Origin of the sequence: Amycolatopsis sp. NPDC001319, assembly GCF_042896185.1 — a bacterium.
Taxonomy (GTDB): domain Bacteria; phylum Actinomycetota; class Actinomycetes; order Mycobacteriales; family Pseudonocardiaceae; genus Amycolatopsis.
In genome coordinates, this window is the sequence record NZ_JBIAWY010000001.1 from 450,455 (window position 1) to 470,612 (window position 20,158).

A 20,158-nucleotide genomic window follows, 5' to 3' on the forward strand; every position below is an offset into this window, starting at 1 on the left:
CCTCAGCGAGCGGTCGAGGTGTAGGGCAGCAGCGCCATCTCGCGCGAGTTCTTCACCGCGATGGCGATGTCACGCTGGTGCTGGCTGCAGTTGCCGGTGACGCGACGGGCACGGATCTTGCCGCGGTCGGAGATGTACTTCCGCAGCAGGTTGGTGTCCTTGTAGTCGATCAGTTCCGGGCGGCCCTTCTTCTCGGCCTTGCAGAAAACGCAGACCTTCTTCTTGGGCTTACGGATGGGTGGCTTGGCCACTGTGTTCTCCTGGATTCAAATCTTGAGGTGTAAAAGTGCGAGATCAGAACGGGGGTTCGTCGGCGAAACCGCCGCCGCCACCGCCCGCGGGCGGAGCGGAGCCCCACGGGTCGTCGGCCGGCATGCCGCCGCCACCGCCGCCTCCGCGGTTGCCACCGCCACCGCCGCCGCCGAAGTCACCGCCGCCGCCACCGCGGCTGACCTTGTTGACCTTCGCCGTGGCGTACCGCAGCGAGGGCCCGATCTCGTCGACCTCGAGCTCGACGACGGTGCGCTTCTCGCCTTCCTTGGTCTCGAAGGACCGCTGCTTGAGCCGGCCCTGCACGACCACACGGGCGCCGCGGGTGAGCGACTCGGCGACGTTCTCCGCCGCCTGGCGCCAGATGTTGCAGCGCAGGAACAGCGCCTCGCCGTCCTTCCACTCGCCCGACTGGCGGTCGAGGGTGCGCGGGGTGGACGCGACCGTGAAGTTCGCGACCGCCGCGCCGGACGGGGTGAAACGCAGTTCCGGGTCGGAGGTCAGGTTTCCGACCACCGTGATGACGGTGTCTCCAGCCACGGGGACGTCCCTTCGGCTCAGGCCTTGGCGGCGACGGGCTTGGCCGCGGCGCGCTTGACCTCGCGGCGCATGACCTTGGTGCGCAGCACGGTCTCCTGCAGCGACAGCTGACGGTCGAGTTCCTTGACCGCGTCGGAGTCGGAGTTCAGGTCGAGCAGCGCGTAGATGCCCTCGGCGTGCTTCTTGATCTCGTACGCCAGGCGACGGCGGCCCCAGACGTCGACCTTCTCGACGCTTCCGCCCGAAGTGCGGATCACGTTGAGGAAGTTGTCCAGCGTGGGGGCGACCGTGCGCTCGTCGAGCGTGGGGTCCAGGATGACCATTACCTCGTAATGGCGTGACACAACCACTCACCTCCTATGGGCTCGCGGCCACGGACTGTCCGTGGCAGGAGGGTTTGTCCAGGTAAGAGTACCTGGGGGTACCGACAGTCCCGTCAGGAGGCCCGGCGCAGCGCCCAGGTGCGCACCAGCCCGGCCGTCACGCCCGCCAGCACGATCACCGCGAGCAGCATCGGCAGCTGGATGTCGGACGCGCCGCCGGACGTCGCCAGAGCTTCGGCGTTGCCGGCGTTGCGCACGTCCGGGCCCTGGCTCTGCGTGTCCTGGCCGCCGGTCACGGGCGCGGCCGAGCCGGGCAGCGTGCCGTTGGCCGGGTAGCGGACGCCGGGGGCGATGGCGGTGCCGGGCGTCGCGGTCGGGATGCCGTTGTAGTCGCGCTGCGGGGCGGTGCCCGTGGACCCGGGGATCAGGTTCGCGAGCGGGCCGCCGTCCGAGCCCGGCGAGGTCGAGGGCGAGGTCGACGGCGAGCTGCTGCTCGGCGGCGTCGACGAAGAGGTCGGCGGCGTGTAGTTCGTGGCCAGCGTGGTCAGGCCGCAGTTCGACGCGACGGACGTGGTGATCGCGTCGAGGACCTGCTTCTTCGTGTCGGCGCTGTAACCAAGTGCGGCGTTGCCCTGCAGCGCCTGCCCGACGGCGTTGCCGATGCTCTTACCGTCGATGGTGCCGCCCGACGAGCTGGGCACGGTGCCGACGGTGAGTGTCTTCGCGGATAGCGCGTTGGCCACGCCATCGGGGTTCACGCCGTTCCACGAGATGAGTCCGAGCAGCGTCTGGGATTTCGACGCGGCAGCCTGCTTCGCCAGCGCGCTGACGGAGGAGCCCGGCAACGCGACCGTGTCGCCCATGCCGCCGCTGACCGAGCCCGTGCACTGGTTGGCCAGGGTCGTGGCCGCCGAAGCGGTGCCCGAACCGAGGAACGCGCCGCCGGTCACCAGGGCGGCCAGCGCGGTGACGCTCAGTGCACGCCGGGTTCTCAGCCAGGTGGGGTTCTTCGGCACGAGCGCAGTCCTCCAGGGTCTATGGGCGTCGACCATCGCAACGGATAAAACGAAGGAGACCCCGAAAAGATACTGGTGAGTCGGCCTAACTCGCAGCGGCCATTCGGCGGAGCACCCAGGTGCGAACCAGCCCCGCGCTGACTCCGGAGAGTGCAAGAACTGCCACCAGTACGGGCCAGTCCAACCCGTTCGTGTGGTTGTCCCCGGTGGGCGGTAACGCCTGCGCCTCGCCCGCGTTCTGGACGCTCGCGTTGCCGGCCGACGGCTGGCCCGGGTTCGAGAGGCCGTACTGCGGCGCGTACCCCGGGATCTGGCTGCCGTAGCGCAGCGCGGGCGACGGCGAGAACAGCCCGGCCATCGCCATCGGGATGTCGCTGTAGTCGCGCATCGGCGCGTACCCGGTGCTGAACGGCAGGTTCGAGAAGTTCGCGAAGCCCGGGAACAGCGACGCGAGACCGCCGCCACCGCCCGAGAGCGGCAGCAACGGGCTGTTCGGCGGCGGGATCGGCGTCTGGCCGGCGGGTGTGCCGCCCTGCGGCGCGCCGGGACCGGTCGCCGGCGGCTGCTGCGGGCTGCCGGGGTTCTGCTGCGCGGGCGCCCCGCCCGTCAGCGCGCGCTGCGTGGAGTCGACGCCCTGTTGAAGGGTGTTCGTGGTCCCCGAGACGGTCTTGTTCAGGGCTCCCGCGGCCGGTGCGCCGACCACGGGCACCGGCGCGACGACGGTGTCGACCACGTTCACGGTGACCTTGCAGACGGTGCCGAGCAGCGCGTTCACGGTCCCGGTCAGCACGCCGGACACCTGGCCGACCACCCCGAGGTCGAGCGGGATCCCCAGCAACGGCGTGGTCGCCTTGACCTTGTCACCCGGTTTCGCGGTGATCGTGGAGCCGCACGGCGTGGTCAGCGTCTCCGAGGCGGATGCCGTCGTCGGCGCCGCGAGCGCGGCCGAGCCGGCCAGCACGAAGGCGGCGGCTCCCACCGCGGTGGCCCTGCGTGTGCGGTGCTGCCTGGCCATCGAGCCCTCCGCCGAGTCCGGTCCGAACCTGTCTCCCCTGGACAACGACGGTAACGGGAACGGGTGACGCCCGCTCAGCCACCGATGTCAGGCATTCGGGTGGAAGCGGGCGTCACGGCCCGTGTCAATCAGAAGGCGGGAGGTCAGGCGGTCTTGCGGCGCAGCCACGCCCGCACGAGCGCCGCCGCGACGATGGCCAGCGCGAGCACCGCGATGAGCATCGGCAGCTTGGCCGGCGGCGTCACGGCCGGCAGAGCCTGCGCGGTGCCCGACTTCTTCGCGTCGACGGTCGGCACCTGGTCCGCGGGCAGCTGGCCTGGGATGACCTGCGTGATCACCGGCGGCGCCTGCACGAGCCCGGACGGCAGCATGGCGGCGTTGGTGAAGATGCCCGCGATGGAGTCGAGGCCGGACAGGTCGCCCGAGCCGGTGATCACCGGGTCGAGGCTGCTGCCGGGAGCGCCGGGCTGCCCGGGTCCACCAGGGCCACCCGGCCCGCCGGGCGGGGTGCCGGGAGGAGTTCCGGGCGGGTTGCCGCCCGGCGGGTTGCCGGTGGGCGGCACGATCGGCGCGGTCACGCCACCGACCAGGCTCTGCGTGGCGTTGCCGACGCCGTTGGCCGTGTTCTGCGCGAGCGGGCACACGGCGTTCGTCGCGGCGTCACCGACCACCGGCACCTCGCCGACACCGAGGCCGCGCACGACATCACCCACCGGGAGCGTGAAGAGCGGGTTGCTCCCGTCCGACTGCTTCGCCTTCGAATCGAGGCCGACGGTGAGCTGGTTGGGGGCGTTGAGCGGCGCGCCCGCGTCGAGCGACAGGCCGTTGCCGGACTTGCCGTTCTGCAGCGTGGCCGAGCAGTCGCCGTCGAGCGTGGGGCTCGGGTCCGCGGAAGCCGTGGCGGGGAGCGCGAGCGCGGCCGAGAGCACCGGCAGCGCGACGGCGACCCCCAACGTGGCGATCCGGGCGGCGTGCTTCCCCATGCAAAACCCCTCCGTCGGCCCGAACTGGATCACGGAACGCGCTCACGGTACTCCACGAGCGTCACCAACTGGGGCGTCAGGTGCGGATTCACCCGGGGGTAGCGTGCTTGCATGCAGATTGGCGCCCATGTCCGCGACGACGATCCGCTGGCCGCCGTCGCCGAGCGAGAAGCCGACGTCGTCCAGTTCTTCCTGTCCGACCCGCAGGGGTGGAAGGCTCCGAAACCGCACCCGTTCGGGGACGCGATCAAGGAGTCGCCGGTCGAGGTGTTCATCCACGCGCCGTACCTGATCAACGTCGCGTCGCTGAACAACCGCATCCGCATCCCCTCGCGCAAGAACGTCGCGCAGCACGCCACCGGCGCCGCCGCGATCGGCGCGAAGGGACTCATCGTGCACGGCGGCCACGTGGGCGCCGGCGACGACGTGGCCGAGGGCCTGGCCAACTGGCGCAAGCTCTTCGAGCGCGAAGCGGACAAGGGCGGCTTCGCCGTGCCGATCCTCATCGAGAACACCGCGGGCGGCGAGAACGCGATGACCCGCGAGCTCGACGTGATCGCGCGCCTGTGGGACGAGGTCGGCGAGTTCGGCGCCGGGTTCTGCCTCGACACCTGCCACGCCTACGCCGCGGGCTGGGAGCTGGCCGCCGCCGTCGAGAAGGTCAAGGCCATCACCGGCCGCATCGACCTGGTGCACCTCAACAACTCGCGCGACGAGTTCGGCTCCAACCGCGACCGCCACGCCAACGTCGTCGGCGGCGACGGGACGATCGACCCCGAGCTGCTGGCCGACGTCGTCCGCAAGGCCGGCGCCCCCGTCGTCGTGGAGACGCCGAGCGAGGGCCAGGCGGCCGACATCGCCTACCTGCGCAAGCAGACCGCCTAGGTGTAGTGACCCGCGGGGCGCGTGTTTCACAGGGTGATCACCGCGCGTTGCCGGGTGCGTCCCTGCGGGCCCACGCCTTCTGCGCGCCCCGCAGGGTCTATTCGGCCCAGGCACGCTCCAGCAGGGTGTCGAAGGTGGCGGGCTCTCGCCCGATGAGCTTGGCCAGCGTCGAGTCGACGGCGGTGAACTCGCCGTTCCGCGCTGCCGCGAAGATGCTCAGCATCAGGTCGGCGATCGGTGCCGGGGCGCCGTGCGCCAGTGCCTGCTCGCGGAACGCGTCGTCGAAGACCACGGTACGGGTGAAGCGCCGTCCGACGGCCTGGGACGCGATCTCGGCGATGGTGCTGAAGTCGAGCGCCGCCGAGCCGGTCAGTGGTGGGGTGGGCCCCTCGAAGCGGCCCTCCTCGGTGAGGATCGCCGCGGTGGCCTCGGCGAGGTCGTCGTGGCCGGTCCAGGCGACGGGGCCGTCGGCGGGCAGGGCGACGTCGCCGGTGTGGCGGGCGGACTCCAGGAACTGCAAGGCGCTGGCCGCGTAGAAGCCGTTGCGCAGCGCCGTCCAGGGCCGGCCCGTGGCGCGCAACAGGTCCTCGGTTTGGGCGTGGTCGCGGCATGCCTGGAAACGGGAGTCGTGCGCGGCACCCATCTGGCTGGTGTAGAGGATGCGGCCGACGCCGACCTTCACGGCGGCGTCGACAGCGGTGCGATGGCCGGTGACGCACGCCTCGCCCGTGCGGTCGAGGGAGACGAGGAGCAGCTGCTCAGCCCCCTCGAAGGCATGCGCGAGCGAGCCCGGGTCGTCGAAGCTGCCCTGCCGGACACGAACGCCGCGGTCAGCGAGGTCTTGGGCCTTGCGGGGATCGCGCACACTGACGCCGACGTGGTCGGCGGGGACGCGCTCCAGGAGGCGTTCGACGACGCGGCGGCCGAGGTTTCCCGTGGCTCCGGTCACGATGATCATGAGGTTCTCCCGACCCTGTTTCCAGTGGAATCATTTTGATGGTAACACTGGAATATCACTGGAACCAGATCTTCGATATCATCGGTTCATGGCTACGCGCGAAACCACCGCCGGCCCTCGTCACCGCATTGTCGAGGCAACCGTCGAGCTCCTGGAGAGCGGCGGTCCAGACGCGGTGAGCACCCGCGCGGTCGCCGCCGCGGCCGGGATGCAGCCGCCGGCGATCTACCGCCTCTTCGGCGACAAGGAGGGGCTCCTCGAGGCCGTCGCCGAGCACGGCTACGCGCAGTTCCTGGAGAGCAAGCGTGCGCAGCTCGACCCTGACCCGCAGGACGCGGTGGAGGACCTGCGCCGCGGCTGGGACCTGGTGGTGGAGTTCGGGATCTCCCGCCCCGAGCTGTTCGCGGTGATGAGCAGGGCCACCGGCCGGGGGGTGGACATAGCACACCGCGCGGGCCTCGAAATCCTCCACGGCCGGGTGCGCCGCCTGGCGGCGGGCGGGTGGCTGCGGGTCGACGAGGAGCTGGCCGCCCAGATCATCCAGGCCACCGGCCGAGGCGCGGTCACCACCTGGCACTCCACCCCGGCCGAACGCCGCAATCCGGCGCTGCTGACCATCCTCCGCGAGGCCATGATCGCCGCCATCACCCGCGCCGAACCGACGGTCCCCGCCGCGGAGACCGGCCCCGCCGCGGCAGCCCGCGCGCTGCGCGCCGCTCTCCCCGACGACGCCGATGTCTTGAGCGACGCCGAGCAGCACCTGCTGCGCGAGTGGCTCACCCGCCTGGCAGCGGACGGTGGCGCTCCGCACGCCTGATCGCGCGTCAGGATCCCTCGTGTCGGTCAGACCTCCCGAGGAGAGATCGTTCGACGAAGCAGCGTCCATCGAGAAGGACCAAGGGCGGCCGCACGGCTCCGGCCGGCATTCCCCCTGTCCACAACGCGCCGCCGACCTTGACCACGGCGCCACCGCCCACGGTTGACAACACCCGTGGTCAATGCACCTAGGACTGGGGAACGGGAGGCACGGGGGGCGCTGTCGACGCAGGCCGGCGATGCTTCCCGAAGCCGGGGAACGTCACGCGGTCACGCGCCCGTTCCAGCACGCCGCCGGCCGGGTCGTCGTCGCCGGCGAGCCGGATGAGGTCCGTGCGCGGCCGGTAGATCTCGCGGATCACCAGCACGCAGAGGCCCACCACGGCGAGATCGCGCACCACGACCGTGCCGAGGAACCAGCCCTCGGGCAGTCCCTTGTGGTCGATGCCGAGGTAGTAGAACATCCGCGGTGCCCACACCAGCGCGTCGATCACCATCCAGCTCAGCAGCAGCCGCCAGCGCGGGATCGCGAGCACCGCCAGGGGCACGAGCCACAGCGAGTACTGCGGGCTCCACACCTTGTTGGTCAGCAGGAACGCCGCCACCACGAGGAACGCGAGCTGGCCGAAGCGCGGCCGCCGCGGCGCGGTGAGGGCGACGTAGGCGATGCCGGCGCAGCAGAGCAGGAACAGCACGGCGATCACGGTGTTGAGGATCGCCGGCGTCTGTCCTTTTTGGAGCACGCCGTCGAAGCCGGTCCAGCCCGTGGTGTAGGAGATGACGTTGTAGAGCGAGTCCGGGTCCATCGGGCGCAACGTGTTGAGCCGGAAGAACTCCCACCACCCGCGCGTGGCCACGAGGATGAACGGCACGTTCACGATCAGCCAGGTCAGCACGGTGACCCCCGCCGTTCTGCCCCACGCGCGCAGCTTCCCGGCGCGCAGGCACAGCACGAACAGCACCCCGAGCAACAGCAACGGGTACAGCTTCGCCGCGGCACCGAGCCCCAGCAGCACGCCGGCGATCTCCGGCCGTTTTCGCGACCACGCGAGGATCCCCGCCGCCGTGCAAGCCGTGGCGATGGCGTCGAAGTTCGTGAACGCCTGCACCAGCACCAGCGGCGAGATCGCCACCAGCACCGCGTCCCACGGCCGGCGTTTCATCGTGCGCCCGGTCGCCCACACCGTGATCAGCCACGCGAGGGAGAGCCAGAACGCAGAGATGTTGAAGTAGATCGCCACCGGCAGCGCGCTCGGCAGCCAGCCGGAGTTCGCGACCGAGAGCCAGCCCGCCGCGAGCTTCGCGTTGACCCACTGGAACAGGCCCGTGAGCACCGGGTATTCCATGTAGCGGGTCTGGTTCTCCGCCGTTTGCGTGTCCTCCTGCCAGGACGAGACGTACGGGAAGGTCTTCGGATCGTTGAGCCGCTCGGAGCTGTAGAGCGGCACGATGTCCGAGTAGCACATCGCGACGAACGGGCGGCCCGCGCGCCAGTCGAGCTGGCTGGCGCCGGTGGAGTCCTGGTACTGCTGGATGCAGGACGCCTTGCCGAACCAGCACAGCACCAGCGCGAGGATCGCCAGCCCCAGCCCTACGCGCTGCGGTGACCAGAACCAGTGCCGGCCCACGGCGGCGTGTTCGCCCAGCGGCCCGCCGATCGGTCTGGTCGACGCGGCGACGAGCGGGTCGTTCCAGCTCGGCACGATCCGCTCCGCTGGCGTCAGCGTGCGGGGAGCCGCGTCCGGCTCTTCGGCGGTGGCTTGGTCGGGCACGTCGCGGATGCTATCTGCCCCCAGGTCAGGCGCCTGTCATTTAGGGTCTTCGTAGAACCGGGCAAGTACCTCGAACGCCCCACCGAGGGCCACGGCTTCCTCGCCGAGGTCGCTCAGCTCCACGTCGATGCGCTGCCAGTGCGGCACCGGCAGCAGCTCGCGCAGCTGCGCCGAGACCGTGTCGCGGTAGACCTCGGGCGCCGCGCGGATCGTGCGGCCGAACAGCACGATCCGCTCCAGGTCCAGGACCTGCACGAGGTCGGCGAGCCCGATCCCCAGCAGCTTCGCGGCCTCGACGGGAGTGGCCGCCGAGCGGTGCATGATCTCGACGCAGCCGCGCCGTCCGCAGGCGCAGCGCGGGCCGTCGTAGGCGATCGTGGTGTGGCCGAACTCACCGGCGTTGGTGCGCGGGCCACGGTAGACGTTCCCGTCGACCAGCAGCCCGACGCCGACGCCGGTGCCGACGAGCACCACGGCGGTGGCGGTCTCCGGCGTGTCGGGCCACGTGTGGGCGACCGCGGCGGAGTTGGTGTTCTTGTCGAGCGTCACGGGCAGTCCCGTGCGCTCGGCGAGCAGGTCGCGAAGGGGCACGTCGTGCCAGCCCGGCATGTTCGTGGCGTCGCGGACGCGGCCTTCGCGGCGGTCGAGCGGTCCCACCGCGCCGACGCCGAGGCCCAGCACCCGCGCCGGATCGACGTCGGCGAGCAGCTTGCGCGTCGCGTCCACCACGGCGGTCACGGCCTGCTCGGGCGTGAACCCGACCGGCAGCGGACCTTCGACGGTGTCCTCGACCTCGCCCGAAAGGCCCGTGCGCAGCGCGAGAAACCCGTCGCGGTCCAGCTGCGCGCCGAGGGCGCACTTCGCCGACGGCCGGATCCGCAGCTGCGTGCGCGGCTTGCCGACGCCGGCCGCGGCCTGCCGCTCGACGTCGAGCAGCTGCGTCTCGAGCAGCTCGGCGACGATCTTCGACACGGCCTGCTGCGTCAGCCCCGTGCGTTCGGCCAGCTCCACGCGGCTGAGCCCGCCCGCGCGCAGGATGTGACCGAGGAGCAGCGCTCTGTTGTAGCGGCGCAGCCCGCGCAGGTTGACCCCGGTTTCCGCCATCCGGAGATCCTCCCGAAGAACTGGCTAGTTACGCAACAGTGTTGTTTAATGGGTGGCATGGCTGATGACTTGCGAGTCGGCATCCTCGGTTACGGCATCGGCGGCCGCGTCTTCCACGCGCCGCTGGTGGCTTCGACACCGGGCCTGGTGCCGTCGGCGATCGTGACGGCGAACCCGGAACGCGCCGGTCAGGCCCGTGCGGAGTACCCCGGCGCCGAGATCGTGCCCGACGCCGACGCGTTGTTCGCCCAGGCGGGTGACCTCGACCTCGTCGTGGTGAGCACTCCGAACCGTACCCACGTGCCGCTCGCGCTGCGCGCCATCGAGCTCGGCCTGCCCGTGGTCGTGGACAAGCCCTTCGCGCCGACCGCGGCCGAGGCCGAGCAGGTCGTGGCGGCGGCGAAGGCCAAGGGCGTCGGCCTCACCGTCTTCCAGAACCGCCGCTGGGACTCCGACTTCCTCACCGTGCGCAAGGTGATCGAGTCCGGCCGCCTCGGCGACGTGTTCCGCTTCGAGTCCCGCTACGACCGCTGGGTGCCGAAGATCAAGGACAACTGGCGCGAGTTCGGCGACCCCGCCGAGGCCGGCGGCCTGCTCTACGACCTCGGCGCGCACATCGTCGACCAGGCGCTGCAGCTGTTCGGCCCGGTCACGCAGGTCTACGCGGAGGTCGACCGCCGCCGCGCCGGCGTGCAGGTGGACGACGACGTGTTCGTCGCGCTGCACCACGCCAACGGCGTCCGCTCGCACCTGTGGGCCTCCGCCCTGGCGGCCACGCGCAACCCGCGCTTCCGCGTGCTCGGCGACCGCGCCGCCTTCACCAAGTACGGCCTCGACGTGCAGGAACCCCAGATCAAGGACGGCCTGCGCCCCGGCGACGAGGGCTGGGGCGTCGAGCCCGAGGCCGACGCCGGCACCCTCGGCGTCGACGACGGCACGGACCACACCGAAACCGTGCCCACCGAGGTCGGCCGCTACGAGGACTTCTACGCCCAGGTGCGCGACGCGTTGCGCGGCGAAGCGGCGTTCCCCGTGGACCCGGCCGGTTCCGTGGCCGCGCTGCGGGTGATCGAGGTCGCCCACCGCTCCGGCACCGAGGGCCGCGTCATCACGCTCGATTACCAATCCGGCCAACAGTAGGCCGACCCCCACGCGGCAGGTAACCGTTGCTGCGGAGCCATTCGGCCGTGACTGTGGTCGGATTGGTAATTATCGGCACAGTACTCGCCGCGACCTCGGCAACCCCCAGTGCCGAGCTCGCGGCCTCCCGCTTTCCTTTGCGGGCGCGAAAAAAGGCTCCCCCCGTCCGGAAACCCGGATGGGGGGAGCCTTTCTCTTTGCGACTCCCTCGTTATTGGCTGGGATCGCCGGTGCCTCCGGGGTCGCCGGTATCGGTGGGACCACCCGTGGGCGTGTTCTTCGGCGGTTTCGGCGTATGGGTCGGGAACGACGGGAAGTTGCCGCCCGGGCCGACCGGGCCGCCGGGACCGTTCGGGTCGCCGGGGTTCACCGGGTTGCCGCCGTTGCCGTTACCCGGGTTGTTCGGGTCGTTGGGGTTGTCGGTCGGCGTGATGTCGCCCTGCGGGATGTTCGTGTCGCTCGGCTGGTCCGACGGAGGCGCGGCGTCGCCGATCAGGTCCACCTGCGAGAAGCGCTCGGCCGGCTTGCCCGCGAGGTAGTTCGTCATGAACTTCTGCCACAGCGGACCGGCGATGGTGGACCCGAAGATCGGCGTGTTGCCCTTGCCGTGCAGGGCCAGGTCGCCGTCGCCGCCGACCCAGACCGCCACGGAGACCGACGGCGTGTAGCCGACCATCCACGTCTGCGCGTTGGCGTTCGCAGCCGAAGCCGGCTCACCCGCGCGCTTCGTGTGCTGCTGCGTCCCCGTCTTGCCGGCGCATTCGTGGCCTGAGGGGCACTTCAGCTTCGAAAAGCCGATCACGGGCTGCAGAGCCTTGGTCACGTTGCCCGCGATCTGCTTGCTCAGCTCGGAGTCGCCGTCGGCGAACGCCGATTTCGCGGGCTGGGCCTGGGCTTCGTAGGCCACCTCGTTCTGCGAGTTCGTCACCTTCAGCACGAAGTGGCGGTCGCGCTGCTGGCCGTCGCCCGCGAAGGTGGCATACGCCGAGGCCTGGTCGGCCGGCGTGATCTTGGTGTCGCCACCGCCGAGGGAGATGTTGTTGTTCGAGATGTCGATCTGCGAGTTGCCGCCGCCGTTGTCCTTGGTCTTCACGCCGGCTTCCTCGGCGGCCTGCTCGACCGGGCCCTGCTTGGTGACGTTGAGGACCATGTCGTAGAACACCGTGTTCGCCGAGATCTTCATGGCCTCGGCCACGGTGCACTGTTCCGAGCAGCTGTCGCTGTCACCGGCGTTGCGGACGATGCGCCCGTCGAACTCCCGGTTGTTGCGACCGTCGAAGGTCGAGTTGATCCCCTTGCCCATCTTGAGGAACGCCGTGAGGTCGTACGGCTTCATCGACGAACCGGGGTTCTGCGGCGTATCGGCCCAGTCGCGCGCCTTCTGCTTCTGGCCGTTCACGTCGACGGTCGTCGGCCCGCCGTAGTACGCGAGCACGCCGCCGGTTTTCGGGTCGACGGCCACGAGCGCGTCGAGCAGCCGCTTGTCCGACTGGTTCGCCAGCGCGTCGGCACCCGCTTGCATCGCGAGGTCCTGCGCCTTCTTGTCGATCGTCGTCTGGATCGTGTAGCCGCCGGAGTAGTACTGGTCGTCCGAGATGCCGTGGGCCGCGAGCTCGGTCTTCACCTGGTCGGAGATGAAGCGGTACGGCGCGGTCGAGTCGTCCTGGTCCTCCGACAGCGGGATCGGCGTGGGGAACACCGCCGCCTTGCGGTCGGCCGCGGTGATGTAGTGGTTCTCCACCATGCGGTCGAGCGCAGTGTTCCAGCGGTCGTGCGCCACCTTCGAGTTCTCCGACCGGCCCGGCTGCTGGATGAGCCCGGCGAGCAGCGCGGCTTCGGAGAAGCTGAGGTCCTTGACGTCCTTGTGGAAGAAGGCCTGTGACGCCGCGCCGACGCCGTACGCACCACGCCCGAAGTAGATGATGTTCAGGTACGCGGTGATGATGTCCTGCTTCGAGTACGTCTGGTTCATCTTGAACGACTTCGCCAGCTCGGTCCACTTGCGGGTGAGCGTGGGCGCGTCGTTGTCGGTGGCCTTTTTGATGTACTGCTGGGAAATCGTCGAGCCACCGCCGGTGCCGCCGGTGACCTGGTTGTACACGGCGCGCAGGATGCCGGTGACGTCGAAGCCCGAGTTGGTCTCGAACGACGAGTCCTCGGTCGCGATCGCGGCGTGCTTCATGATGTCGGGGATCTGGTCGGCCGTGAGGATTTGCCGGTTGCCGCCCGCGGGCACGTCTTTGCCCATCGGGCTGCCGTCGGCGTACAGGTACGTCACGGCCTGGTTCTGGTTCTGCGCCACGCTCTGCGGCGAAGGCACGTCGACGCTGAAGTACGTGATGACGAACGCGATCGCCGGGATCACGATGAAGATGCCGACGAACGCGTAGATGCTTCGCCGGATGATCTTCCAGCGCCGCTTTTTCTTCTGCGCGGCCGTGAGGACGGGCCGGCCCTTCTTGTCGAGCTCCGGCTCGTCCGGGTAGCCGTCGTCGGGGTCGAGCGGTCCCCCGGAGTCGTACCGGGCGTCGTAACCGTCGTCGGCGGTGCCGTTGTGCACGTGGTGCGTCATCAGCTCCGGCTCACGACGCGGCGGCGGGGTCGGGCGGCGCGCGCCCGGCGGTGGCTGGCGGAAGCCGGGCGGCGGGGTGCCGGGGCGGTTCTGCGGCGCGCGCGGCGGCTGCCCCGGCTGACCGGGCTGCGCGGGGTTGCCGGGTGGGGGCGTGCGAGGGGCGCCGCCCGCAGGCGGCTGGTTGCGGGCCCACGGCGGCGGCCCCTGCCGTCCGGCGGGGGGTGGTTGACGCCGCGGATCGGGATCCCGGTCGGGCCAGGAGCGGTTGCGGTCGTCGTTCACGTGCGGATCCTCTTCTCGGACGCGGGCGTGCTGCGGGCGCAGATCCCCTCTCCACAAGGGGACGCACCGCGGGTGGGGTCGGTTCACTCGACCGGCGGGACGTATCTCTGGGTAACGGCCCCGGCGCGGCGTGAACCGGACAAAACTACGCCCAGCGTGGCGGCTGGGCGATGTCGCCTGGGTCACTCCGGCAGGGGCACTCCGGGCGTGGGTCGCGGCGGCCCGGACACGACGAGGGGCTCCCCTCCTGACCGGAGAGGAGCCCCTCGCCACGTGTTATCCGCCTGGCTGTCTCGGCGGCGGAGTCACCTCCACCCCGCCGCCGTCGCCGCCACCGCCGTTTCGGCCGGGACCGCCACCGTTGCCAGGGCCACCGCCGAAGATGCCGCCGGGACGGCTGGTCGTGGTGGTGCTCGACGTCGTCGTCTCGCTCGACGTGGTGCTCGACGTCGTGGTCGGGGTCGACTGTGTGGTGGTGGGGCTGGACGTGGTGGTCACCGAGCTCGACGTGCGGGTCGTGGGCGTGACCGTGTCGGCGTCCTTGCCGATCGGGTCGACCTTCGGGAACTTCTCGGTGGGCTTGCCCTTGAGGTAGGTGTCCATGAAGTCCTGCCACGCCGGGCCGGCGATGGTGGCACCGAAGATCGGCTTGTTGTTCTTGTCGTGCAACGGCTTGTTGCCGTCACCGCCGATCCACACCGCCGCGGAGATCGACGGGGTGTAGCCCACCATCCACGTCTGGGCGTTGCGGTCCGCGTAGCCCTTCGGCAGGTTCTTCTGGTTGCCCGGGTCGAACTGCTGCGTACCGGTCTTGCCGGCGCACTCGTGGCCGGTCGGGCACTTGAGGTGCGATTCCTTGATGACCGGCTGGAGCGCGTCGGTGACGTTGCCCGCGATCTGCTGGCTCTTCTGCTCGTCGGGGTCGAACGCCGGCTTGCCCTGCAGCGTCGTCTCGTCGAACTCCACCTCGTCCTGGGAGTTGGTGAGCTTCGAGACGAAGTGCTGCTGGCGGTAGATGCCGCCCGAAGCGAAGGTCGCGTAACCCGCGGCCTGGTCTTCCGGCGTCAACGACGTCTCACCACCGCCGAGCGCGATGTTGGCGTCGTTGGTGCCGAGCTTGGCCTTGCCCTTCGGTGCCGGCTGCACCCCGGCTTCCTTCGCGGCTTCGGCGACGGGCGCGGGTTTGGTCACGTTCAGCACCATGTCGTAGAACACGGTGTTGGCCGAGACCTCCATGGCCTTCTTGACCGTGCACTGCGGGCCACAACTGGCACTCTCACCCGCGTTGCGCACGATACGGCCGCCGAGCTCGCGGTTGTTGGTGCCGTCGAAGGTCTCGCCGAGGCCCTTGCCCATCTTGAGGAACGCGGTGAGGTCGTACGGCTTCATCGACGAGCCCGGGTTCTGCGGGGTGTTGGCCCAGTCGTTGGCGAGCTTGTCCTTGCCGCTGTCGTCCTTCACCGTGTTCGGGCCGCCGTAGTACGCGACGACCCCACCCGTTCTCGGGTCGACGGCGACCAGAGCTCCCAGGATGTCGGGGTCGGTTTGCCCCTTCATGTTGTCCTGCACGGCTTGCACCGCCGCCTGTTGCGCCGCGGGGTCGATCGTCGTGTAGATCTTCGCGCCGGTGCTGTAGAGCTTGTCCTGGTCGTAGCCCTTGGCTTCGAGCTCGTCGAGGATCCGTTGCTGGATGAAGTAGTCGAGCGTGCCCGCGTTCTCCTTCGCCTGCGAGCCCTTGGGCACGAGCTTGGGGAACGTCGCGGCGTCGCGGTCGGCCTTCGACAGCCAGCCGTTGGCCACCATCTGGTCCATCACGTAGCTCCAGCGCCTCTGCGTGTACGCCGGGTCTTCCGAGCGGCTCGGCAGCTGGATCAGACCGGCGAGCAGCGCCGACTCCGACGGGGAAAGCTGGCTCACGTCCTTGCCGTAGTAGGCCTTCGCGGCCGCCGCGATGCCGTTGGCGCCGCGGCCGAAGTACACGATGTTCAGGTAACCCGTGATGATGTCCGATTTGGACTCTTCGTTGTTGAGCTTGAACGACTTCGCGAGCTCGGTCCACTTACGGGTCAGCGTCGGCGCTTCGTTCTCGGTGGCCTTCTTGATGTACTGCTGCGAGATGGTCGAACCACCACCGGTACCACCGGTGACCTGGTTGTAGACCGCGCCGAGGATGCCCTTGATGTCGAAGCCCGAGTTGGTCTCGAACGTCTTGTCCTCGGCCGAGTACACGGCGTGCTTCACGACGTCGGGAATCTGGTTCGGCTGCAGCAGCTCGCGGTCGCCACCCGGCGGGACGCTGCGGCCCATCACCTGGTTGTTGGCGTAGTAGAACGTGATGGGCTGGCTCTGCAACGCCTTCACGTCCTGCGGGGAAGGAACCTTCACCAGGAAGTACGTGATCACGAAAGCGACGGCCGGCACCACGATGAACAGACCCACGCACGCGTACGCGATGCGCCGGATGATCTTCCAGCGGCGCTTCTTGCGTTGCTTCGGCGTGAGCGGCGGCTTGATCGGCTTGCCGTTCTCGTCGAGCTCGGGGCCCTCGTCCTCGAAGTCGTCCTCGTCCGAGTACTGGGGGTGTTCGGAGCTGTCGTACCGATCGTCGTAACGGTCGTCGTACGGGTCGTAGCCGAACTCCGTGCCGTTGTGGACGGCGTGGGTGATCAGGTCCGGTTCGCGGTCGGGGTACGCGGGGGCCGGCGGCTCCGGCCGGCCCTGCGGCGGACGGCGGACGGGACCGGACGCGGTGCGGCCTGGACCACCGGGCCCGGGCGGGCCCGGCTGGCGGAATCCCTGCGGCGGGCTCGCGGTGGGACCGTTCGGGCCGGGTGGACGGCCACCGGGCGGTGGCGGGGGCGGGGGAGCCTGCCGGCGTGGCGGCATGCCGCCCTGGCCGTTGGCGTTCGGCACGCGCTGGGACTGCTGGGGGCGCTGCGGCGGCCGCTGCGGACGGCGAGGGGGCTCGTCAGCCGGCCACTGAGGGTCTGAACCGCGCGGGTCCGCACCACGCGGGTTCGAACCACGGCGGTCTGCACCACCACGCGGGTCTGGACCACGGCGGTCCGCACCACGCGGCTCGTCACCGCTGGGCCACGCGGGCGCGGCACCACGAGGCTGCCGCGGCGCGGCCCCGTTGGGACTGCGCCGCGGTGGGGCCTGCCGCTGCGGGCGGCGAGGGGCGTCCTCGCCCGGCCAGGCGGGACCCGGTTCTTCCTCCGGCCATTGGGCACGGCGAGGTGCATCTGGCTCCTGGCCGGGCCAGGAGCGGTTGCGATCGTCGTTCACGAATGGGCCTCCGAAGGCGGCACTGCCGGCACTGCCGGTACCGGCAATGCCGGCACCGGCGTTCGGGAAAAGCCGGAGCGTGCAGCCCTGTGCTCTGCAGCGGTTTTGGTACTCGTCACTGGCCCGCTGTCCTCCGCGGCCGGGTGGGCTGGGGCTCGCCCGTGCCGAGGACGTAGGACAGGACCAGGTGATTCCAGTGGCACGTCCGGCACACCTCTACGTCGTAGACGGTGAACTCGCCGAACAGCCCCGCCATGCGGGCCAGTTCGTCGGGTGTCCGCGCCGATCCCGAGACGTGCTTCAGCTCGTCGCCGTAGACCCACGACACGAGGGTCAACGGCGTCCGGCGGCACATCGGGCAGGCGCGGTCGTCCGGCCTGCCGTGGAACTTCGCCGCTCGGAGCAGGTACGGGCTCGCGTCGCACACCTCATGGTCGCCGACGCGTCCGGAGCGGACGCCGGCCAGCAGCGCACGGCGCTGCAAGGCGTAGTCCACGACCTGCCGCTGGGTAAGCACGAGGAACAGAGTACGGGCTCTTCCTGTGTGCGCAGTGCCCCCTGCGGGAGGCCACCCAGGGCGACCGGTCGGACACGCCGGAAATTCGATAACTCTCTGGTGACGTTCGCCCTGGTCTGACCACTTCCGGGGGTTACTTCCGCCACTTCGATGTATCGGCGCGATATAGTTGCCGAGTAGGTTCGTGGAGGCGGCCGGCCCGGTGACCACTGGGCCAACGGCGGCCGCTGCGGTTTGTTCCCGTGAGGGGGTGCGGTGTGCTCGAACTCGCGATCCTCGGGTTGCTGCACGAGGCACCCATGCACGGGTACGTGCTGCGCAAGCGTTTGCACGAGACGCTCGGGATGTTCCGGGCGTTCTCGTACGGCTCGCTGTACCCGACCCTGCGTCGGTTGCTGCGGGCGGGATTCCTCGTCGAGGAGCTCGACGAGGCGGACGACCGGGCCTGGTCCCGGCGCGGCCGCCGCGTCTACAAGCTCACCGCCGAGGGCAAGGAGCGGTTCGCCGAACTGCTCGGTGACGCGGGTCCGCAGACCTGGGACGACGAGGGGTTCGGAGTCCACCTGGCGTTCTTCTCGCGGACACCGGCCGACGTCAGGATGCGAATCCTGGAGGGCCGGCGGCGTCGCGTGGAAGAGCGTCGCGAGGGTTTGCGCGAGGCGCTGGCCAGGGCCGAGGAGAGGATCGACCGCTACACCCGCGAGCTGCACCGGCTGGGACTCGAGTCGAGTGAGCGGGAGGTGCGCTGGCTCAACGAGCTGATCGCGCACGAACAAGCCGAGCAGCGTGACCCGCAGGAGTGAGGGCGCGCCGCTCGGGCCGCAACGTCGCGGCCAGACCTGCAGATGAAGTAACGGATTGAAGGAGAAACCGGCATGGGCGAGAACCGCCGCGTTCGGGTGGCCATCGTGGGCGTCGGCAACTGCGCCTCCTCGCTGGTCCAGGGTGTGCAGTACTACCGCGACGCGGATCCCGGCACGCGCGTGCCCGGTTTGATGCACGTCCAGTTCGGCGAGTACCACGTCAGCGACATCGACTTCGTCGCCGCGTTCGACGTCGACGCCAAGAAGGTCGGCCACGACCTGTCCGAGGCGATCTTCTCGAGCGAGAACAACACGATCAAGATCGCCGACGTGCCGCCGCTCGGCGTGCCGGTGCAGCGCGGGCACACCTACGACGGGCTCGGGCGGTTCTACCGCGAGACCATCTCGGAGTCGGACGAGGCGCCCGTCGACATCGTCGGCGCGCTGCGCGACGCGAAGGTCGACGTGCTCGTCTCCTACCTCCCCGTGGGTTCGGAAGAGGCGGACAAGTTCTACGCGCAGGCCGCGATCGACGCGAACGTGGCGTTCGTGAACGCGCTGCCGGTGTTCATCGCGTCGGACCCGGTGTGGGCTAAGAAGTTCGAAGACGCCGGTGTGCCGATCGTCGGTGACGACATCAAGTCGCAGGTCGGCGCCACGATCACGCACCGCGTGCTGGCGAAGCTCTTCGAAGACCGTGGCGTGCAGCTCGACCGCACGATGCAGCTCAACGTGGGCGGGAACATGGACTTCCTGAACATGAAGGAGCTCGAGCGCCTCGAGTCGAAGAAGATCTCGAAGACCCAGTCGGTGACCTCGCAGGTCGACCGCGAGCTCGGCAAGGGCAACGTCCACATCGGACCGTCGGACTACGTGCAGTGGCTCGACGACCGCAAGTGGGCCTACGTGCGCCTCGAGGGCCGCGCGTTCGGCGACGTGCCGCTGAACCTGGAGTACAAGCTCGAGGTGTGGGACTCCCCCAACTCGGCGGGCATCATCATCGACGCGGTACGCGCCGCGAAGATCGCGAAGGACCGCGGCATCGGCGGCCCGATCCTCTCCGCGTCGTCCTACTTCATGAAGTCGCCGCCGGAGCAGTACGACGACTCCACCGCGCGCGACGCGGTCGACAAGTTCATCCGCGGTGAGCTGGAGCGCTGACGCGTTTCCTCGCCGGTAGAAGGGCTCCCCGGTTCGCCCGGGGAGCCCTTCTCGGCGTTTACAGGCCCAGCGCGGCCGGGAGCTCGTTGATGTCGCGCAGCACGGCGGTCGCCTGCTCCAGCACGGCCGGGTCCGGCGGGAAGTGCGGGTTCGGCACCGCGTACACGGCCATTTCCGCAGCCAGTGCCGCCTTCAGCCCGTTGGTGGAGTCCTCCACGGCGGCGCACGACGCGGCCGGCACGTTCAGCAGCTTCGCCGCGCGCAGGTAGACGTCGGGCGCGGGTTTGCCGGCGCCGACCTCCTCGCTCGACACCGCCACGGGCACCAGCGACGTGAGGTCGCAGGCCTGCAGGAACGCCTGGATCAGCACCGGCGGTGACGAGCTCGCGATCGCCACCGGGTAGCGGCGGGCGACCGCGCGGACCACGTCGGGCGCGCCGTCGATCACGGGCGGGCCCGATGCGTAGCGCTGCGCCATCCGGTCGATCACGGTCTGCGCGATCTCGTCGGGCGTCAGCCGTGCGCCGAGCGTATTGACCAGGTAGGCCGCCCACTCGGGCGTGCTCATCCCTTGCTGTTCCCTGGTCGATTCGGGTAACCAGGTACCGCCGTGCTCCGCGACCACGGCGCGGCGCACCTCATCCCACGTCTTTTCCGAGTCCACCAGCACGCCGTCGAGGTCGAAGATCACCGCGTCCATGCCTGCAGCCTAG

The 20,158-nt window shown here is 70.0% G+C and carries 18 protein-coding genes; 5 read left to right on the forward strand and 13 right to left on the reverse strand.

The window, feature by feature from the left end:
* Positions 1 to 2: 2 nt before the first annotated feature.
* The 6 genes from rpsR to ACFY1H_RS02145 all read right to left on the reverse strand — a co-directional run bounded on the left by rpsR (position 3) and on the right by ACFY1H_RS02145 (position 4,147).
* Positions 3 to 251 carry a 30S ribosomal protein S18 gene (rpsR, locus tag ACFY1H_RS02120; protein ID WP_003098744.1) on the reverse strand — a complete coding sequence of 83 codons (249 nt, stop codon included), beginning with the start codon at positions 249 to 251 and terminating at the stop codon, positions 3 to 5.
* A gap of 43 nt (positions 252 to 294) precedes the next feature.
* Positions 295 to 810 carry a single-stranded DNA-binding protein gene (locus ACFY1H_RS02125; RefSeq protein ID WP_386943983.1) on the reverse strand — a complete coding sequence of 172 codons (516 nt, stop codon included), beginning with the start codon at positions 808 to 810 and terminating at the stop codon, positions 295 to 297.
* A gap of 17 nt (positions 811 to 827) precedes the next feature.
* Entirely contained in the window at positions 828 to 1,154 is a 327-nt protein-coding gene (rpsF, locus tag ACFY1H_RS02130) for a 30S ribosomal protein S6 (RefSeq protein ID WP_220245346.1), read from the reverse strand.
* A gap of 92 nt (positions 1,155 to 1,246) precedes the next feature.
* Positions 1,247 to 2,149 (reverse strand): hypothetical protein, encoded by a 903-nt coding sequence (locus ACFY1H_RS02135; RefSeq protein ID WP_386943985.1) that lies wholly within the window; start codon positions 2,147 to 2,149, stop codon positions 1,247 to 1,249.
* An 85-nt stretch (positions 2,150 to 2,234) separates the two neighbouring features.
* Positions 2,235 to 3,164 carry a hypothetical protein gene (locus tag ACFY1H_RS02140; RefSeq protein ID WP_366587711.1) on the reverse strand — a complete coding sequence of 310 codons (930 nt, stop codon included), beginning with the start codon at positions 3,162 to 3,164 and terminating at the stop codon, positions 2,235 to 2,237.
* 143 nt (positions 3,165 to 3,307) lie between these two features.
* The gene (locus ACFY1H_RS02145) at positions 3,308 to 4,147 is read right to left on the reverse strand and encodes a hypothetical protein (RefSeq protein WP_366587709.1); all 840 of its coding nucleotides are present in this window, start codon (positions 4,145 to 4,147) and stop codon (positions 3,308 to 3,310) included.
* Positions 4,148 to 4,258: 111 nt separating this feature from the next.
* Between ACFY1H_RS02145 and ACFY1H_RS02150 the strand changes: the two genes are divergently transcribed.
* Positions 4,259 to 5,032, forward strand: a complete 774-nt coding sequence (locus ACFY1H_RS02150) for a deoxyribonuclease IV (protein WP_386943988.1) — start codon at positions 4,259 to 4,261, stop codon at positions 5,030 to 5,032.
* Between the two features lie 97 nt (positions 5,033 to 5,129).
* Here ACFY1H_RS02150 and ACFY1H_RS02155 read toward each other — a convergent pair whose 3' ends face one another.
* Positions 5,130 to 5,990 carry an SDR family oxidoreductase gene (locus ACFY1H_RS02155; protein ID WP_386943990.1) on the reverse strand — a complete coding sequence of 287 codons (861 nt, stop codon included), beginning with the start codon at positions 5,988 to 5,990 and terminating at the stop codon, positions 5,130 to 5,132.
* 88 nt (positions 5,991 to 6,078) lie between these two features.
* On the opposite strand from ACFY1H_RS02155, the gene ACFY1H_RS02160 reads away from it, so the two are divergent.
* Positions 6,079 to 6,807 carry a TetR/AcrR family transcriptional regulator gene (locus ACFY1H_RS02160; RefSeq protein ID WP_386943992.1) on the forward strand — a complete coding sequence of 243 codons (729 nt, stop codon included), beginning with the start codon at positions 6,079 to 6,081 and terminating at the stop codon, positions 6,805 to 6,807.
* Between the two features lie 187 nt (positions 6,808 to 6,994).
* On the opposite strand, the gene ACFY1H_RS02165 is transcribed toward ACFY1H_RS02160, so the two are convergent.
* Positions 6,995 to 8,578: a glycosyltransferase family 87 protein gene (locus ACFY1H_RS02165; RefSeq protein ID WP_386943994.1), complete on the reverse strand. Its 1,584-nt coding sequence runs from the start codon at positions 8,576 to 8,578 to the stop codon at positions 6,995 to 6,997.
* Between the two features lie 36 nt (positions 8,579 to 8,614).
* Positions 8,615 to 9,682, reverse strand: a complete 1,068-nt coding sequence (locus ACFY1H_RS02170) for an ROK family transcriptional regulator (protein WP_386943996.1) — start codon at positions 9,680 to 9,682, stop codon at positions 8,615 to 8,617.
* 57 nt (positions 9,683 to 9,739) lie between these two features.
* Between ACFY1H_RS02170 and ACFY1H_RS02175 the strand changes: the two genes are divergently transcribed.
* On the forward strand, positions 9,740 to 10,822 hold the full coding sequence (locus ACFY1H_RS02175; protein ID WP_386943998.1) for a Gfo/Idh/MocA family oxidoreductase: 1,083 nt from the start codon (positions 9,740 to 9,742) through the stop codon (positions 10,820 to 10,822).
* A gap of 211 nt (positions 10,823 to 11,033) precedes the next feature.
* On the opposite strand, the gene ACFY1H_RS02180 is transcribed toward ACFY1H_RS02175, so the two are convergent.
* From ACFY1H_RS02180 to ACFY1H_RS02190, 3 genes are all read right to left on the reverse strand, one after another.
* The gene (locus tag ACFY1H_RS02180; protein WP_386944000.1) at positions 11,034 to 13,676 is read right to left on the reverse strand and encodes a transglycosylase domain-containing protein; all 2,643 of its coding nucleotides are present in this window, start codon (positions 13,674 to 13,676) and stop codon (positions 11,034 to 11,036) included.
* A 276-nt stretch (positions 13,677 to 13,952) separates the two neighbouring features.
* Positions 13,953 to 16,562 carry a transglycosylase domain-containing protein gene (locus ACFY1H_RS02185; RefSeq protein WP_386944827.1) on the reverse strand — a complete coding sequence of 870 codons (2,610 nt, stop codon included), beginning with the start codon at positions 16,560 to 16,562 and terminating at the stop codon, positions 13,953 to 13,955.
* Positions 16,563 to 17,079: 517 nt separating this feature from the next.
* Positions 17,080 to 17,481 (reverse strand): DUF5318 domain-containing protein, encoded by a 402-nt coding sequence (locus ACFY1H_RS02190; protein ID WP_285971410.1) that lies wholly within the window; start codon positions 17,479 to 17,481, stop codon positions 17,080 to 17,082.
* 257 nt (positions 17,482 to 17,738) lie between these two features.
* Between ACFY1H_RS02190 and ACFY1H_RS02195 the strand changes: the two genes are divergently transcribed.
* On the forward strand, positions 17,739 to 18,284 hold the full coding sequence (locus ACFY1H_RS02195) for a PadR family transcriptional regulator (protein ID WP_366587689.1): 546 nt from the start codon (positions 17,739 to 17,741) through the stop codon (positions 18,282 to 18,284).
* A gap of 72 nt (positions 18,285 to 18,356) precedes the next feature.
* Complete coding sequence (locus ACFY1H_RS02200; RefSeq protein ID WP_285971412.1) at positions 18,357 to 19,445, forward strand: inositol-3-phosphate synthase; 1,089 nt, start codon at positions 18,357 to 18,359, stop codon at positions 19,443 to 19,445.
* A gap of 58 nt (positions 19,446 to 19,503) precedes the next feature.
* Here the strand turns inward: ACFY1H_RS02200 and ACFY1H_RS02205 are convergent, their stop codons facing one another.
* Complete coding sequence (locus ACFY1H_RS02205; protein WP_366587687.1) at positions 19,504 to 20,145, reverse strand: HAD family phosphatase; 642 nt, start codon at positions 20,143 to 20,145, stop codon at positions 19,504 to 19,506.
* Positions 20,146 to 20,158 lie beyond the last annotated feature (13 nt).